Origin of the sequence: Pseudohalocynthiibacter aestuariivivens, from assembly GCF_018457175.1 — a bacterium.
Lineage (GTDB): Bacteria > Pseudomonadota > Alphaproteobacteria > Rhodobacterales > Rhodobacteraceae > Pseudohalocynthiibacter > Pseudohalocynthiibacter aestuariivivens.
This window is the reverse complement of sequence record NZ_JAGFNU010000008.1, coordinates 38,701-54,359: the sequence shown is the minus strand read 5'-3', so window position 1 is coordinate 54,359 and position 15,659 is coordinate 38,701. Positions and strand designations below refer to the sequence as shown.

The window sequence follows — 15,659 nt, the reverse complement described above, 5'->3', positions numbered from 1 at the left end:
AGTCGATTTCCACCGGCGCGGGTGAACACAAAAAATACAAGAATTTTTGAAGCCGTTTCACAGAGAAATAACAGCCCGTGAAAGCTGGATGGCCGTAAACTCAAAAAAGCTAACGAACGAAAAGAGACAATCATCACGACGATCAAATGGAAAAGCAGAAAGGCACTACGCATGGAAAAATTATTACACAAAAATATCGCGGCTACCGCAGTGGTCGTTGCCAGCACGCTGGCCGGCAGTGGCGTGCAAGCCTTTTCTACCACCGAAGCACAGCTTCACTTTGGTGATGGCTACCGTCTTGGGCGCAACGGGTTAGATGAAACAGCGCGCACACCGATTACGCTGGAACACTTCACAGCATTTGAACATGGTGATGTCTTTTTCTTTGTTGATTTGTTCAGCGATCACGACGGACCCTCAACAAATACCCAGAGCAGTCGTTATGGCGAAATCTACGGGCACCTGAACGGCAGCGCGTTGGGGTTGAGTTTCGGGGAGTCCGGTTTCATCAGTGATATTGGTCCGGATTTTGGCATTAACCAGGGCGATGATTTTCTTGTGGGGCTCTACGGGCTGCGTGCAAGCTTTAATGTGCCCGGTTTCAACGTGTTCACTTTCGGGGTCTACGCTTACGACAATGTTACCGATCCTTTCGATCGCAATCTGGACACGACCTATCAGGCGACTTTCGTGTAGAATGCGCCGTTTTGAGGTTGGAAGCCAGAAGTTCAGCGCTCAAGGGTTTGTCGATTTCATCGGTGATCAGGGGGCAGGTGTGGACGGTCAAATCGTGTTTTCCCCGCAACTGCGCTGGGATATTGGCCATGCTTTTGGCGGTGCGGAAAACAAGTATAATCTGGGGCTGGAATATACCCATTTTATTAACAAATTCGGGGTAACAGGCGTACACGGAAAATTCCGTGCCAGTATTTGTCGCGATGAAATTCTGACAATTTTTCGCAGACCAACATAGGTTTGATGCGAATAGGGCATCCCCGTTCATTCGCCTTGGCCGCTTGGCATTTCTAATGGAAATCCCGGCTTGGGAATAATTTCTTCGCCTGATCCCTTGGGTGGTATGCGCGGGCGGCGGGCTTTTTCGCGGTTCTGCGCGGGGCATCGTCTGCCTGCGGTTGGGTCTGGCCAATGCTGTCTGCATTTGGGTGGCCAAGCAGCGCAAGGCTGTGAGACATATCCTCAATACGCTGCGCGATCAGGTGCACAACAATACCTTCGCGTTGCAGATAGCCGGTGACCCGCAGCAGCCGCCCGCCCATTACCGCACGGCGATAATGCGCGCAGACCTTTGGCCAGACAATCACGTTGCTGACACCTGTTTCATCTTCCAGCGTCAGAAATACGACACCCGAGGCTGTGCCGGGGCGCTGACGGGTAATCACAAGGCCGCAGACGACAGCGCGCCCCAGAGAGGCCGTAGCCAACTCGCCGTGCGGGATAAGGCCGGGCATCGAGGGGCGCAGAAGTTCCATCGGATGGGCGCGCAAGCTAAGGCGCATGGCGACGTAGTCTTCCACAACCTCTTGCCCCAGATGCATGGCGGGCAGGGTGACGGCGGGCTCGTCAATGCCTTCGCCTTCAATCGGGTCATTGAACAGGGGTAGGGGCTGTTGACTGCGAATGGCCTTGATCCGCCAAAGTGCGTTGCGCCGCCCAAGCCCCATGTCGGAAAACGCATCCGCCTCGGCCAGCCGTTCCAGCGCAGCAGGTGTAATGCCGGCCCGCAGCCAAAGCGCCTCTGGGTCCGGATAACCATTGCCGCGTGCCGCCACGATCCAACTCGCGTCATCCTCTCGCAGCCCCTTGATCTGGCGAAATCCCAGCCTGAGGGCAAGTGCGCCGTCCGGGCGGCGTTCCAGCGTGTTGTCCCACAGGCTGTTGTTCACACAGATCGGGCGCACCTCGATCTGATGTTCACGCGCATCGCGCACGATCTGGGCCGGGGCATAAAACCCCATGGGTTGCGCGTTCAGCAAGGCACAGGCAAAGGCCGCAGGATGGTGGCATTTCAGCCAGGCTGAGACATAGGCCAGCATTGCAAAGGCGGCTGCATGGCTTTCGGGAAAGCCGTATTCACCAAAGCCTTCGATCTGGCTGAAACAACGCTCTGCAAAATCGGGGGTGTAATTACGCTCGAGCATGCCATTGATAAACCGGTCACGAAAGGTGCCGATGGTGCCCATCCGCCGAAAGGTGGCAAGCGAACGGCGCAGGCGATCCGCCTCTTCTGCGGTAAATCCAGCCGCGACAACGGCGATTTGCATCGCCTGTTCCTGAAACAGGGGCACACCAAGCGTTTTGCCCAGCACACCGCGCAACGCTTCTGACGGGATTTCCGGTTTCTCGCGCCCTTGGCGGCGGTTGATATAGGGATGCACCATGCCGCCCTGAATGGGGCCGGGCCGCACGATCGCAACTTCGATCACAAGGTCATAAAACTTACGCGGTTTCATCCGGGGTAGGAAATTCATCTGCGCCCGGCTTTCGACCTGAAAGACCCCAACAGCATCAGCCTTGCACAGCATTTCATAGGTTGGGGTGTCGTCCTGCGGCACCGTGGCGATAGAAAGCTGTTCGCCCCCGTGACCGGCAATCAGATCAAAACACTTCCGGATGCAAGTCAACATCCCGAGGCTCAGCACATCGACCTTCAGAATGCCAAGGGCGTCGATGTCATTCTTGTCCCACTCAATAACGGTGCGGTCTTCCATCGCGGCATTCTCAATCGGGCAGAGTTCGTCCAGCCGGCCCTTGGTAATGACAAAGCCGCCCACGTGCTGCGACAGGTGCCGGGGAAAGCCGATCAACTCTCCGATCAGGCGCAGGGTCTGGGCCAGCCGCCGGTCTGCGGGGTCAAGGCCAAGCTCGCGCACCCGGTTTTCATCAACACCGCCGCCCGACATGCCCCAGATCTGCCCTGACAGGCTGGCGGTCACATCCTGGCTTAGCCCCATCACTTTACCCACCTCGCGTATCGCGGCACGGGTGCGAAAATGGATCACTGTGGCGCAAAGCCCGGCGCGGTGGCGGCCATAGCGCTCGTAGATATGTTGGATGACCTCTTCGCGGCGCTCATGTTCAAAGTCGACGTCGATATCAGGTGGCTCGCCCCGGTGTTCGGACATGAAGCGTTCAAACACCATGGTGATGACCTCGGGTCCGACGTCGGTGATACCAAGCGCATAGCAGAGGATGGAGTTTGCAGCAGATCCGCGCCCCTGACAAAGGATGTTCAGACTGCGCGCGTGTTCGACAATGTCATGCACCGTCAGGAAATAGGCGGCAAACCCAAGCTTTTCGACCAGCCTCAGTTCCTTTGCAACAAGCGCGCGCACATGGTCTGTCACCCCGTCAGGGTAGCGGCGCGCGAGCCCCTCGTGCGTCAGGCGCGCAAGCCGGTCCTGCGGGGCTTCGCCATTGCTTATTTCATCGGGGTATTCATAAGACAGCTCCCCCAGATCAAAGGTGCAGCGGGCTGCAATTTCAAGACTGCGGCTGATCGCGGCGGGGTGGTGGCGGAACAGCCGAGCCATGTCGTCTGGTCCTTTCAGCCGGCGTTCCGCATTGGGGAGCGCGCGCGTGCCGATATCCTCGATCATTATATGTTCCCGCATGCAGGTCAGCACATCGGCCAATTGGCGGCGTTTGCCGTGATGCATGATGACATCGCCAACCGCAACCATCGGGGCCGCGCAGCGATGGGCAAGGCGCGCGCAATGGTCAAAATAAGCCTGATCGCGGCCGTCATACCGGGGGGCAGCCCCCAGAAAAACATGACCGGGGAAATGGGTGGCCGTGCGGCGGATATGGATCATGACATCGTGCTGCTCTGGACCTGTTTGTTTTGCTTTTTTCGGGGGCAGGGCAATCAGGATCATCCCCTTGGCACCTTCCAGAAAATCGCTCAGGGTCAGGTGGCATTCCCCTTTTTCGGCTCTGCGTTTTCCAAGGGTCAGCAATCGGGAAAGCCGCGCATAGGCCGCGCGGTTTTTAGGCAGGGCCAGCCAGTCAACCGGGCTGGCGCGCAACACCAGACGACACCCGACAATCAGGCGCGGTAAGGGCCGTTGCGCTGGGCGGGCAAGCATGACGTGATTGCCAATATCCTGCCGACTGCTTGGGTCAATGCGCTGACTTGAACGGATATGGATATCCTCTGTCGATTCACGTTTCAGTTCCTTGAGGGCCGCCCAGGCCCGCACGACACCCGCCAGCGAATTGCGGTCGGTGATGGCAATGGCTGCAAGGCCGAGTTCCGCAGCACGTGTCACAAGCTCTTCGGGGTGCGATGCCCCGGTCAGAAAGGTAAAATTCGAGGTCACGCAAAGTTCGGCATAGCCGCGATTGTACCCATTGTCGTGTGAACGTGGGGCTTGTGGTGCAGTCATGCAAATTCCCCCTGCACATACCAGCCGGGGTTTTGCGGGGTATGGAAAAGCCACAGCCGCCGCCCCTGACGGGTTTCCACCATCCAGTAATCACGCAGGCCGGTGCGCCATGCTTCATCCTCTAGCCACCATTCGGGCGCAATGCGTTCCGGCCCCGTGGCGCGCGCCGTGGACAGCGCCATGCGCCGCCAGCGAAACCCGCGCGGCGGGGTGCGCCCGGATGCGGCGATCTGTTCTGGCGGAAACAGGCGCAACGGGCGGTGATGTAGTACAGGCCATGCGCCGCCGGGCGCGCTATAGGCAGCCGATGCGGTAATATAGCTGCGTTCCGGGATATGGCTGTCGGCGGGCAGGAACCGGATGATATTGTCCAGCCCGATCCGGCTGCCAAGGCGCGTGATCAGGTCATCCAGTTTGTCGTCTGGTCCGCTGCTGGCGTGGCTGATCTGGCGCAAGGGCTGGTCTTCGACCAAGGTGGCCTCAAGACGCAGTTGATCAATACCAAAGCCGGCATCAACGGTTTCGACGCCTTTCTGAAACAAGGGCAGGATGCGGGCCGGATCACGCAGGGGCCGGGCGAGGCGCAGTTCTACCTGCTGGCTGGCCTGATCAACGCGCCGCAATGTGAGTTGCAGGGTGCGCGCACCCTGTTCCCTGTCGGTCAATCGCGCGCAGAGTTGCCCCAGCAACCGTTCAAGCCCTGCCATGACATCGCTGGCAAGGCCGATTGGGTCTGGCAGGCTCAGGCGCGCGCTGTAGCGCGGCGGATCAGGTAGGGGCGAGACATCCTCTGGCTGGTCGCCAAGGGCCTGATCAAGCCGCAGCAGCGGTTCGCGGCCAAAGCGCCGGGTCAGCGTGGCACGGGGCAGGGCGTGCAGATCGGCAATGCTGTTGATGCCCAGACGCTGCAGCGTGTCGCAGACCGACCCGGACAATCGCAAACCAGCAACCGGCAGGGGGGCGATCTTTTCCAGCGTTTTGTCGGGCAGGGCGACCCCTTCACCAAACCGTGCCAGGGCCCATGCGCCACCACGGGTATCGGCCAGCCCGAGCCGTGCCGTCAGCCCCGCCCGCGACAGCCGTGCGCGCATATCTGCAAGCAGTGCAGCCTCGCCCCCAAACAGATGGGCCGAGCCGGTGATGTTCAGAACCAGACCGTCCGTGCCTTCCTGCCCGACCCAGGGGCAATAGCGCGCGGCCCAACGGGCAAGAGCCCGTAGAAACTGGCTGTCAGCACGCGGATCGGCAGGGCAGGTCTGCAAGTCGGGAAAAAGCGCACGCGCATCGGAAAACCCCATGCCGCGTCTAAGACCCAGCTCTTCGGCTTTCATGTTCAGACAATAAAGCCGCTCGGTGTTGTTTTCGCGAAGCGTCAGGGCAAAGGGCGCGTCCATGGTGCGTGCGCGCAAAAAGCGGTCACTCGCCAGCCTCGGAAACCACAATGACACGACGCGCTTCTGCATCCCAGCGGACTCTCCAAACTTTTAATGTTCCCGATTTGTTCTTAATAAGTTCCCACCGCTGAAGAGTCGAGTCCTGCGCGTCAAATTCTGGCGAACACCGCCAGCGGGTTTCTGTTGCGTTGCTGCCCATCCCGTCAGAAATAATGAAGACACCCGTCGTCTTTCCCGCCTCTGCGGCCAATTGCAGGCGCCGCCCGGCCGTCAGGCCTAAGGGTTTGGTCAGTTCCGCAACAACAGTGCTGACCGCACCCGAGCGTAAGGCTTCTTCAGAGGCGGCCAGCACATCGATGGGGCTATCCGCACGCACCAGAACCACCTTTGCAGGATCACAGAAAGGGGCGAGGCCAACAGGGTTGAGCGTTTCCTGCTGCCAGCTTTCCACGATCCACATCGCGCCTTTTCCCCCATGCCCACAGGCGATTGCGGCAAAACTCAGGGCAGTGGGGCCCGTCACCTCATGGGCGCGGGATTTTCGCAGCGGGAAATGGTCTTTGAAACTGTTGTTCATGGCCCGTCGGCTGGTGTGTTTTGCTTACAGTCAGATAGCATGGCCACGCAGACGGGTTTGATCAAGTGTTTTCGTTTGTATCAACAGAGGGACGGACTTCAGTGACAAAGGCCAACCCTACCAAGATATTGAAACCAGCCATTACAATAAGAAGCGCTTTTCAGATATCTTGCCAGAAACATTTTGGAAGAAAGAGATCAGCATCATGCAATATTTGCACATGACTGAGGACGAAAACGGTGTTTCGTACTTCGCGGATGTAGAAATTCCACTGTCATCAGGTGATTTTGCACCACCCGCACCGACAATGCCGATCTCGCAAAAAGAAGACTGCAAGCATCTGTTATATCTTGTTCTTCCCGCGGGATGGGGTGGTGCAAAGCATCCTTCGCCGCGCAGGCAGGTCGGGTTCTGCCTGTCGGGCAGGTTAAGAGTGGAAGCAGGTAGTGGTGAGGTTCGCGAGTTTGGTGCCGGTGCGATATGGCGGATGGAAGATGTTTCGGGATCAGGCCATACCACGACCGTGCTTGGTGACGAGGATGTGCAGCTTTCCATTGTCCAGCTTGAATAGACGCAGTGCAGTGTTACTCCTGTGCAATGTTGAAGTGTACCAGCGGGTCTTTCGTGCTTGAAGGCGGTGCGGCGGAAAGGGCTGACAAAAAGAGCGAAAGTAGCTCTCCTTGCGAGGCAATCTGCAGTTTTGTGTAAACACGCCGACGGTGCACCTTGATGGTCTCGGGACTGTTATCAAAGGCCCTGGCAATGGCTTTGCTTGAATGCCCCCGCAGGATCATGTGTACAATCTCTCCTTCGCGGGGGCTGAGTATTGTTGAACCAAACGCATTAAATGCGGCGTCAAGATGGGCCGCCAGCCGCCCGGTGCCGTCCGTGCGTTCCGGTGTCAGAACCGTCCAGTATCTTTTGGCAAGTGACACGACGAAGGGCAGTGCCATGCGCAGTTGCGCCGGGCGCGTCCGATGCCCCTTTTGATGAACCCCGAACGAGAAAAACAATGCGGCAGTATCGCTGATATGGATCATCAGGCCGCATTCGTCGCGCAACCCCATCGCCTAGTAGAAAAGCTGGTAATACTCGCTTTTCTTGAAATTATCAGACGCAAAGTCACTGAGGCGAATAACCTCGTCGCCAAGCTTATCCTGAAATCACTTGAAAAAGGGATTCAGAACATAGGCAACATCGTTGTAGAGCTTTAAGGCGGTCCGAGTTTTTTTCATCATCGTGATTTGCGTAAAGGGGAACCGGCTTTTGATGGTCAAAAAAGGCACAAAGATAAACCGCATCGGCCAAACAGAGATCGGCGCAGAGCTGGCTTAGCAATTTGGGAAAGGCCTCAGTCCCGACGGCGTCCACGCAGTTCCCAAAGGTCTTGAAGCTCTCAATTGTCAAAGTCACATGGCTTTTCGATTTTTGAGACATCGTTTTTTACGACTGCCTGTCCAAATCCAGCAACGTGCCAATCTCAGACATTGCACGGCGAATGGCAGGCCTGTCAGGTTTATAAAAAACCCAGTTTTTAATTTGCTTAGAGGTGACCAGTCCAGCATCGGCGAGCTGTTTCATATGTGACGTTACAGTTGGCTGCGAAAGACCGATTTTTTCGGTGATAAATCCGACGCAAACCCCGTCTTCAACAAGATCGCCATCTTGCTGCGGTGGAAAATGCTCCTCCGGAGAGAGGACCCATTCCATGATTTTCAGGCGTTTGTCGTTTGCCAGTGCTTTCAAAACCATAAGAGGTGACATGCTGTCTTTCATATTGGTGAAAATCTATATGATTTATCACCGATGAAATGCCTTTACGCAAGCGCGCTGGGTCACATTTCTTTGAGAAACACCATGCCAAAAAAAATGCTTAGCAGGGGGTGGGTAAACATTTACCCAAGAGGCATTAGTTTGGGCCACACCAAAGGATGGTGTATTCAACGTTCGGCTCCATCTCCTCAGAGAGTAAAAGAAAAACAGAGCCTTGTGTTGTTGATGTGTCCGCAACGATTGAGCCGCTCAATGCGCGGCCGTTTTCAGACATCAGTGCGATCGGGTGAACGTTGTTGCCAACAAACTGGTTTGCACCCACGTCGACAGGTCTGGCCATCGTAATCACGATCTGATTTTCTGAACCGCTAAGAAATGCGGGTTTCGCATTTGCCGAGCTGGCCAATTTCAACGTGTCACCTGCGATAAAATCCTCGACACTCTCTATCTTTTCGCCACTGCAGACGCCGCACGTGATGCGCAGTGCGTTTGCCGAAAAAAGAAAGGCTGGTTCCGCAATCCGGTGTTCGTCGCGAAGGACAAACAGACCAACGTTTTTCAAATTACTTTCAGACGGCGGAAAACGATTCTCCGCATGTCCTGGTTCGTATTGAGAAGCCAGATTCATAATAACCTCTGTCGTCGCCTGTCTGATTTTGCATCAGTTTTATCGTTTGAAGCCTCGCGTTTCTTAGGGTCATTTTTTTGTCCAAAGAAAGATACTTTAAGGCCAATCAATGTTTAGCTTGCCGGAAGAATGTGGACCATGAACGCATGCGCTGACAGATATTGTCGAGATATCGAGGTGAAAATGTAAAAGAATAGTCGTATCCAAGCTGATTTCCATATCGCTAAATTGTAGCGGTGACTAGCGGATTTCCGCCCGCCTGATCGGCCCGACTTGACTGAAATCCAGTTTTCTTGGCAAAGAGTATCACTCTAAAAAAAATAATTGGAACACGGACAGCATATGAAAAGACTTTCCATTACTGGGCGGATCAACTTTTTTGTCTTTATCGCTTTTATAATTTTTCCAGCTATGATCAACTTTAGTGCATCAGCAGCCGAGTGTAACAGCCAGTTAACAAAGCAAATTCCGGCGCGTGCGGCGCGTGCATTGGTGGGGAGTGTCGTTATGGACCGATTGCTTCACCTAAGCGGTTCTGAGCGGGATCAGGTTGTCGCTGAGCAGGTTTTAGATGGAAACATTCCTGCTTTTTTGCGCAAACTTACACCGGTTATATTCGAGGGGGAGTTGTCGGACGGACAAAACGCCCAAGTAACGATCTGCGTTACGCCGGATTATCTTGCAATCGGTCATGATCGTGACTTTGTGCGTGTCCCGATGGGGCTGCCAGCTGCCGCAAGAATTGCGGTGCGGTTTGGATTTTTCCTTCCGACAACGAAAATGGTTGACGCGATCTATTCACAGGCCGCTGTACATTTGGAGCCTAGTCCGATGAGCCCGACCAATCAGATGACGTCGACATCTTATCTGATGCAACACAATTCGACTGTCGACACGATGCGCGCGCGCTCAGGCAGGTCTCTTGATGCGCTGACAGCGGGCCAGAAGAAAGACCTAGTGTTTTCGATGCGGCTGCGTGCGGCACCCGGTAAGGTTGCGATCTATGGCTGGCACCGGACCAATGGCATTCCGATTCAGCCGCTTAGCACTGTGCACGGAGCGCGTTATGCAGATTATAGTCACGGCGTAAGACTTGTGAGCCAGACCGCATTCGTGAATGGCAATGCCCAATCTTTGACAAGCATTATGCAGAACCCGGAATTGGCGCAAATGGTCAGCGAAGAAGGGCCAATTACCAATGCGCAGGATCTATTGATCTCTCTAAGCAACTGATATCATTTTTTTAAATGTTAAGTGATGAATGAACGGGCTGGTTAGTCTATGGTTTTACAACACCTGAATCCCAGATGATAATTCGCGTGACTACCAGAACTCATTACCCGTGAGCCGTGCCAGAACGGGGCCCTCCAGCGGCACCAATCCGGATGGGCGCGATATCTGTCAAATATGAACCAACTGCCTTTCATCTCGGTCACGCCGAGTGTCGTGCTGCCACGGCTGGCCATCTGGCCGGGCGAGAGCGGCAGGTTCATATGCTCGGCTGCGTTTCCGTTCAGATCATAAATACCAAGCGCACTGCGACAATTCGGGAAACTTCCGGTTGGATAGGTATTTGACCCGCAGCTCCGAAATCCACCGCCGCCGCATGTCGCGCTTTTCTGACTCGCGGCGGCACATGTTCCGCGTTCATATTCGGGACCATAGCTCCAGCTTTTGCTGGGCGCGTATCTGGCGTTATGCGCTGCCTGCATGCGCCTTACGGCAGTTCCTGCCGAAACTCCTGCCGCCAGATCAAACCGATAGTCTGGTGGTTCCAGCGCACCTGCACAGGCACCTTCCCATTCATGGGCATCGCAAAGGCGTTTACCCACGGCAGCACAAATCTCTGCGGCTTCAGCCGCTTTTGTCCAGACCACAGGGTAGGTGCAAGGAATGTTGGGGAACTCAAACTGGTCAATGCAGGCCGTCGCGTCTCTTGGCTGTTGTGTGCGCGGATCATAAAGCGGCGCCATGTAACGGTCGCCACAAACCCTCTCGTTTCTGGCATTGTTATAACCGTTGGTTCCATCCGGTATACGTGCGCGGCACTGTTCAGGTGTAAGCGGATGGTTCGTGATCGCAGGGTTGCCCTGACCGATAAACCCGGAACGTTGAAATATTCGTCTTAGTTGGCTCATTTCAACATCACTTAGGCGATGTACCTGGTTGATTTGCTGAAATAAAAGCTCATTGCGCTGCTGTAGGGTTGTTTGGGCGTCGACGGTTGAGTCGAGGCCGACAAGTAAAAAAACTAATATTATCGCAAGGCCACGCATTGTGATTATTCCTCCCGAAGTGTCAGGTAAAACAGGTCCCGATTGTCAACAAACCCCAAGAATCTTGGAATCAGGCTGCCATCACGCGCTTTTTTGTCAATCAGACGCATTCCCGGAACCAGATGTTCGACGAGCAGGTCTCCTTCATGGCGCACATAGAGCGCAAGATAGGTGTGTTCGAGCGCGTTCATATCGAGCAACATCGCATATTTGCATCCATAGGCCTGAAAGGTTCGCGCCATGGCTGAGGGCGTCGCCGTGGAAAAATATCCGTAGATCAAATATCTTTCCCCTTCAGATTCACGAAGGCACGCACCTGCGCGCAGAGTGCGAAGTTTTGCGTCAGCCGAACCAGACCAATTGCCCGGCCCCCAGCGCGTCACCAATGCCCCGGGGACACCAAGGCCGGTTTCCGGATCGGTTTCTAAAAGGGGTACGCCGTTCTGGCGGGCGAACCTGATCTGCGGCAGCAATACATTGTCGTCTTCCGTCCACGTTTTCATTCCGATCGTGCCATCCGCAAGCACGTAAAGGGTTGAAAGACTAGGTTGTAGTTTGCTCAGGATCGTTCCGTTTTCAATGAACCCATAGTGGGTTCCAAAGTTGATTGATATGTAGTCCCCCCATTTGAAGGCTCCATGCGCACGCTTGAACCCGCCAGTGAAAACAGCGACTGTTCGGTCGGCTAGCGCTGGGTTGACCATTCCGAGGGTCACAAGCGGTCGCGGCGAATTTATACCATCAGGCCCCGGCACTCCGCGTGGCCTTATACGTGACGGTGGCCGGGGCGACCATCCAAGCCCTGGATGATCCGTGCCCAAAGCAAAGTTAAGGTCAAAACGGCCCAGGTCGAAAGCAACCAGATAAGTGATGGCGCGGGCTTCGACCCAATCCAATGCGCTTGTTACACCCGGGCCTTGCGTTACAGCTTCACTGATGGCTTTTGGCTGCATCGCGCTTGCAAAGACACCGGGCAAGCCGATGACGGGATACCAAAGCCCCAAAGTCATCCGATGTCCATCGGTTCCGCTAAGTCCAAGCTCCGTTTGCGTTGCTATGACGGGTCGTTCTTCAAGCGGCGCGTCTATTGCTGCTGCTCCGGGCCCCACGGCAAGTCGCCCGAACCCGGTCGCCTCAAGTTCTTCGCTTGTTTCAAACTGGCTATCCCTGAAGAAACTGTCGCGCACAAAGCGAACGATGGTTTCTCCGCCCCAGAAATGGTCCCGTAAAAATTCTGCCGTTCGCTCCAGACTTGTGCGGGAACCGGATACCTGATTGCGCAGATAAAGCCGACCTCCGCAAAGGGGCGCGAAGGGCAGGCCGGTTTCGCGCGCCTCGTTTAACGCGCTTTGTCCGTCCGCCCATGGCGCACAGAATTCGGTTCCTGTCTCGTCATTCAGGATTAGGGTTGGGTTGGGGCCGGTTTCCAACCTGACGGTTTGCCCGGTCGGATTCGGATTCTCGATATGGTAACTTGTCGGCGCGGTTCTGCTGTCAAATGTACCTATTTGCAATAAGAACCAACCGTTGATTGCGGGATTCATTGAAACCCACCTCAACTCAGTATCCGCATCAGTTAGAACCACCGCTGTCTCATGCCTGAATGGCTGCAGTTCAAGAATAGTCTTAGCGCGAACTTCGTCATATTGTACGCGCTGCTGCTCCAGAACCTCATCAGACTGCGCCCATGCTGCATGGCAGAACAGACCCAGAAAAATGGTTAAAGAAACAGTCTGAAACACCCTTTTCAGCAGAGTGTTCGTCATCATTCGCGTGTCAAAATACATAGCGAGCCACCTGCAATGCTCCCCTTTTCCAAGGGACACGATGTGTCACGCCAGTCGCATTAGCAATTCGGTCGTGGTTGGCGACATACCAATCGAAATTTCGAATTAATGCCTCTTCGTTTGAGTACTTCGGGGTAAATTCGAAACGGTCAACGAGCTTGTCTATGCCGACAAAGCTCTCTTTCCCGGCTGTTTCATAAATCCATTGGTATAACGGTGAGAGATGTAGCGCTTCCAGCACCCGTAGCGTCCAGATTGCCGGTGTCAGTGGCAAACCAATTATACGCTTGCCATGGCCCGCCCGATCAAGCACCGCCTGAAAACTTTGGCGCAACGTTCCAAAGCGCGCGGCCCCCACATTGAATACATCGTTGACAGCACTTTGGTCTTTATTTGCACAAAGCTGAACCACCTCACACAAATCTTCGACATCAAGCAACTGATATCGATTGTCGCCTGATCCAAGAACCGGAAAATTGTGGCGGTTATAGGCAAAGTCATAAAGCAGTTCGAATGCACCAAGGCGTTCCGGACCGATAAAGGATTTTGGACGCAAAACAGGAATGCAAAGTCCTTTATCGCGAAACTCAGTGCACACCTGCTCAGCTAAAATCTTGGCCTCTCCGTATGGGCCGACGCCGATCAAACTGTCATCTTCAAACAACGGATGATGGTCCGGAACGCCGTAAACAGCGGTGGACGAAATATGGATGAACCGGTCAATCTTCTCCTTTTCGGCAGTGTCCAAAAGTCTGCGTGTACCTTCGACATCTGTCGACATGATCTCTTCTCGGCTACAGAGCGGCAGAGCCGCTGCGCAGTGAACGACGATGTCCACGCCCTCAAAGGCCTGCTGATGTATTGAACGATCCCTGATGTCGCCCTGAAGAACGGAGATCTCGTTTGCCTCCGGGTAATCGAACGGGGCTATATCGTAGCTCCGAACCTGATGTCCGCGCGCAAGCAGGTACCGGATGAGGTTTATGCCCATAAACCCGGCGCCGCCTGTTATCAGGTAGTTCAAGGTCGCCTCCGTCATTTCATACCGGGCCATGCCCGTCTGTGCCGATCTCTGCTAAGTTCCCGCAACGCGGAAGCTTATCTCAATTGCACCTTAGAATGGTGCTAGGTCTCGGCACTTGACGCAAATCAAAACATGCAAGGTATTGATCACGAAATGAAGATACCGGGCTTACTGGTTTCATTTTTCGTGAATTGAAACTTAAACGCCAATTCAGTGACCGGAGCTATCCTGAAACACGTATCGGCGGTCCAGATTGTACTTAACGACATAGCCAACGATCAGGCCAAGAATTGCACCAACCTCGCGCATAGCATCGGTTTTCCAGATCATCCAAAAAGCGGTTTCAGCACCCCAGAAAATTAAGGTTGTTGAAATTCCCATCACTGTGTAAAGCGTAAATTTTTTCGCATGGGTTGCCGTTCCGCTGGTTGTGTCAAAAAATATCCAGCGCTTGTCGAGAATATATTTCAGGATAAGCCCAACAATGGTCCCAACACCAATCGCGAGTGCGAGCCGGAGGTCAGCAGTCACCGTTTTCAGAACAAGTCGTTGCGCCGCAAGGTTTGCCACCGTGGCCATAGCAGCAAAAACCGCATAGCGAAGTATCAGTTGCCATTTTCCCAATGCTGCTTTCCCTCAAAACTTCTCATACGTTAGAACAAAATCTACCTAGACCCGCCAGCAAGTTGGATTTTGACCGATATCAATACAGCAGCGTTGCTGCTTCACCATAGTTCACACGAATAGCAATGGCAGGAAGCTGATGAATTTTTACCATTGGGGCAGGGCGTTTTAACTTTTACAGGCGAATTTCCGCGAGATCAGCCTCGTAGCTCATCGGGCAAAACATCCACACTTGGCCATATGCCCGATAACAGAGAGTCATGATATCCCTGCGTCAGCCCAGCTGCGACCATCGCTTCAGATTCTGCCTTTGCATCATATTGTAACCGTTTAAAGAACACGCCGTCTTCACGGAGCACGACATACCGCGTGTCTTGCTGACCGTCGTGAGGGGGCATGCCAATAACCCCCGCGTTTATCCAGAGAAACCCGTCGATCTCGTGTCTGAAGGGTATTCCTGAATGTCCGCTTATGATGACGTCCACTGGTCCTGCGGCGGCCGCTACTGCACTGCATTCTTCGCGAAAAACCTCCTCTGGCGAAGTGGACCAGATGAAACGGGAGATATTGGTAAGGCCGCCATGAATAACTGCATATCGGCAGCCAAAATGTTCGAACACGATTAAATCTGGCAATGCGTTCATCCATGCGCGCGCATCCGCGTTCACGGTGTTGTTTGCGTGTGCGTACCAGCCTGCGGCCAACAGATCACATGTGGTTCCCTCGTCAAAGCCACAGCCGCAGTCGAGCGCGCTGTTTCCAAGTTGTTTTTCGCAGTTCCCGGCGATGACAGGGCATCCAAATTTCCTGATTTCGGATACGGTTTCATTCGCGTTTGCGCAATACGCAACGATATCGCCTGTGCAAATGCATCGTTGCGCCGGAATGCCGAGCGCCTTCGCTTTGGCAATCAACGCGCGCGTGGCGCCTAAATTTGAATAGGGGCCACCAAACAACAGAACGTCGCCATCCAAGACCCCAAGATCCTGCACTTTAATCATGCTTGCCTCCGCGATAACGCAACCCTGCGATCTGCTAACCAGTAAGGTCGGCCCTAAATGTTAGAGCATGATTGGATCGTATTCCATGATGATTTTTTTCAGCCATGCCTTTGGGTGGTTGGATCGCTTTACAAGGAACCTAATACGTGAAACGTCAAACCCAGCCGAA

At 54.5% G+C, this 15,659-nt stretch carries 16 protein-coding genes; 5 read left to right on the top strand and 11 right to left on the bottom strand.

Going from position 1 to position 15,659, the window contains the following annotated elements; translation table 11 throughout:
* Positions 1-171: 171 nt before the first annotated feature.
* Positions 172-696 carry a hypothetical protein gene (locus J4E70_RS12565; RefSeq protein WP_213889893.1) on the top strand — a complete coding sequence of 175 codons (525 nt, stop codon included), beginning with the start codon at positions 172-174 and terminating at the stop codon, positions 694-696.
* A gap of 1 nt (position 697) precedes the next feature.
* A complete protein-coding gene (locus tag J4E70_RS12560; protein WP_213889892.1) occupies positions 698-973 on the top strand; it encodes a hypothetical protein in 276 nt (91 codons plus the stop codon).
* 52 nt (positions 974-1,025) lie between these two features.
* Here the strand turns inward: J4E70_RS12560 and J4E70_RS12555 are convergent, their stop codons facing one another.
* Genes J4E70_RS12555 through J4E70_RS12545 form a run of 3 tightly spaced genes read right to left on the bottom strand, consistent with a single transcriptional unit; the run spans position 1,026 to position 6,377 of the window.
* Entirely contained in the window at positions 1,026-4,406 is a 3,381-nt protein-coding gene (locus tag J4E70_RS12555) for an error-prone DNA polymerase (RefSeq protein WP_213889891.1), read from the bottom strand.
* Positions 4,403-5,869 (bottom strand): Y-family DNA polymerase, encoded by a 1,467-nt coding sequence (locus J4E70_RS12550; RefSeq protein WP_213889890.1) that lies wholly within the window; start codon positions 5,867-5,869, stop codon positions 4,403-4,405. Before J4E70_RS12550 ends, J4E70_RS12555 begins: the two co-directional genes overlap by 4 nt.
* Positions 5,823-6,377 carry an ImuA family protein gene (locus J4E70_RS12545; protein ID WP_213889889.1) on the bottom strand — a complete coding sequence of 185 codons (555 nt, stop codon included), beginning with the start codon at positions 6,375-6,377 and terminating at the stop codon, positions 5,823-5,825. Before J4E70_RS12545 ends, J4E70_RS12550 begins: the two co-directional genes overlap by 47 nt.
* 205 nt (positions 6,378-6,582) lie before the next feature.
* Between J4E70_RS12545 and J4E70_RS12540 the strand changes: the two genes are divergently transcribed.
* A complete protein-coding gene (locus tag J4E70_RS12540; protein ID WP_213889888.1) occupies positions 6,583-6,948 on the top strand; it encodes a cupin domain-containing protein in 366 nt (121 codons plus the stop codon).
* A gap of 13 nt (positions 6,949-6,961) precedes the next feature.
* Here J4E70_RS12540 and J4E70_RS12535 read toward each other — a convergent pair whose 3' ends face one another.
* A complete protein-coding gene (locus tag J4E70_RS12535) occupies positions 6,962-7,330 on the bottom strand; it encodes a LuxR C-terminal-related transcriptional regulator (protein WP_213889886.1) in 369 nt (122 codons plus the stop codon).
* Between the two features lie 24 nt (positions 7,331-7,354).
* Here J4E70_RS12535 and J4E70_RS12530 point away from each other — a divergent pair, with 24 nt between their 5' ends.
* A complete protein-coding gene (locus J4E70_RS12530) occupies positions 7,355-7,591 on the top strand; it encodes a hypothetical protein (RefSeq protein ID WP_213889882.1) in 237 nt (78 codons plus the stop codon).
* 229 nt (positions 7,592-7,820) lie between these two features.
* Here J4E70_RS12530 and J4E70_RS12525 read toward each other — a convergent pair whose 3' ends face one another.
* Both J4E70_RS12525 and J4E70_RS12520 read right to left on the bottom strand, forming a co-directional pair.
* Positions 7,821-8,141: an ArsR/SmtB family transcription factor gene (locus J4E70_RS12525; protein ID WP_246531737.1), complete on the bottom strand. Its 321-nt coding sequence runs from the start codon at positions 8,139-8,141 to the stop codon at positions 7,821-7,823.
* A gap of 145 nt (positions 8,142-8,286) precedes the next feature.
* A complete protein-coding gene (locus J4E70_RS12520) occupies positions 8,287-8,778 on the bottom strand; it encodes a hypothetical protein (protein WP_213889875.1) in 492 nt (163 codons plus the stop codon).
* 342 nt (positions 8,779-9,120) lie between these two features.
* Here J4E70_RS12520 and J4E70_RS12515 point away from each other — a divergent pair, with 342 nt between their 5' ends.
* Positions 9,121-10,011 (top strand): hypothetical protein, encoded by an 891-nt coding sequence (locus J4E70_RS12515; protein WP_213889873.1) that lies wholly within the window; start codon positions 9,121-9,123, stop codon positions 10,009-10,011.
* Between the two features lie 41 nt (positions 10,012-10,052).
* On the opposite strand, the gene J4E70_RS12510 is transcribed toward J4E70_RS12515, so the two are convergent.
* The 5 genes from J4E70_RS12510 to J4E70_RS12490 form a co-directional block, all read right to left on the bottom strand.
* The gene (locus J4E70_RS12510) at positions 10,053-10,916 is read right to left on the bottom strand and encodes an SUMF1/EgtB/PvdO family nonheme iron enzyme (protein WP_213889871.1); all 864 of its coding nucleotides are present in this window, start codon (positions 10,914-10,916) and stop codon (positions 10,053-10,055) included.
* A 143-nt stretch (positions 10,917-11,059) separates the two neighbouring features.
* Positions 11,060-12,841 (bottom strand): hypothetical protein, encoded by a 1,782-nt coding sequence (locus tag J4E70_RS12505; protein ID WP_213889870.1) that lies wholly within the window; start codon positions 12,839-12,841, stop codon positions 11,060-11,062.
* Positions 12,831-13,865, bottom strand: a complete 1,035-nt coding sequence (locus J4E70_RS12500) for an NAD-dependent epimerase/dehydratase family protein (RefSeq protein WP_213889869.1) — start codon at positions 13,863-13,865, stop codon at positions 12,831-12,833. The genes J4E70_RS12505 and J4E70_RS12500 overlap by 11 nt, the downstream gene beginning before the upstream one ends.
* A gap of 210 nt (positions 13,866-14,075) precedes the next feature.
* Entirely contained in the window at positions 14,076-14,489 is a 414-nt protein-coding gene (locus J4E70_RS12495; RefSeq protein ID WP_213889868.1) for a GtrA family protein, read from the bottom strand.
* Positions 14,490-14,686: 197 nt separating this feature from the next.
* Positions 14,687-15,490 carry a metallophosphoesterase family protein gene (locus tag J4E70_RS12490; RefSeq protein WP_246531736.1) on the bottom strand — a complete coding sequence of 268 codons (804 nt, stop codon included), beginning with the start codon at positions 15,488-15,490 and terminating at the stop codon, positions 14,687-14,689.
* Between the last annotated feature and the right edge of the window lie 169 nt (positions 15,491-15,659).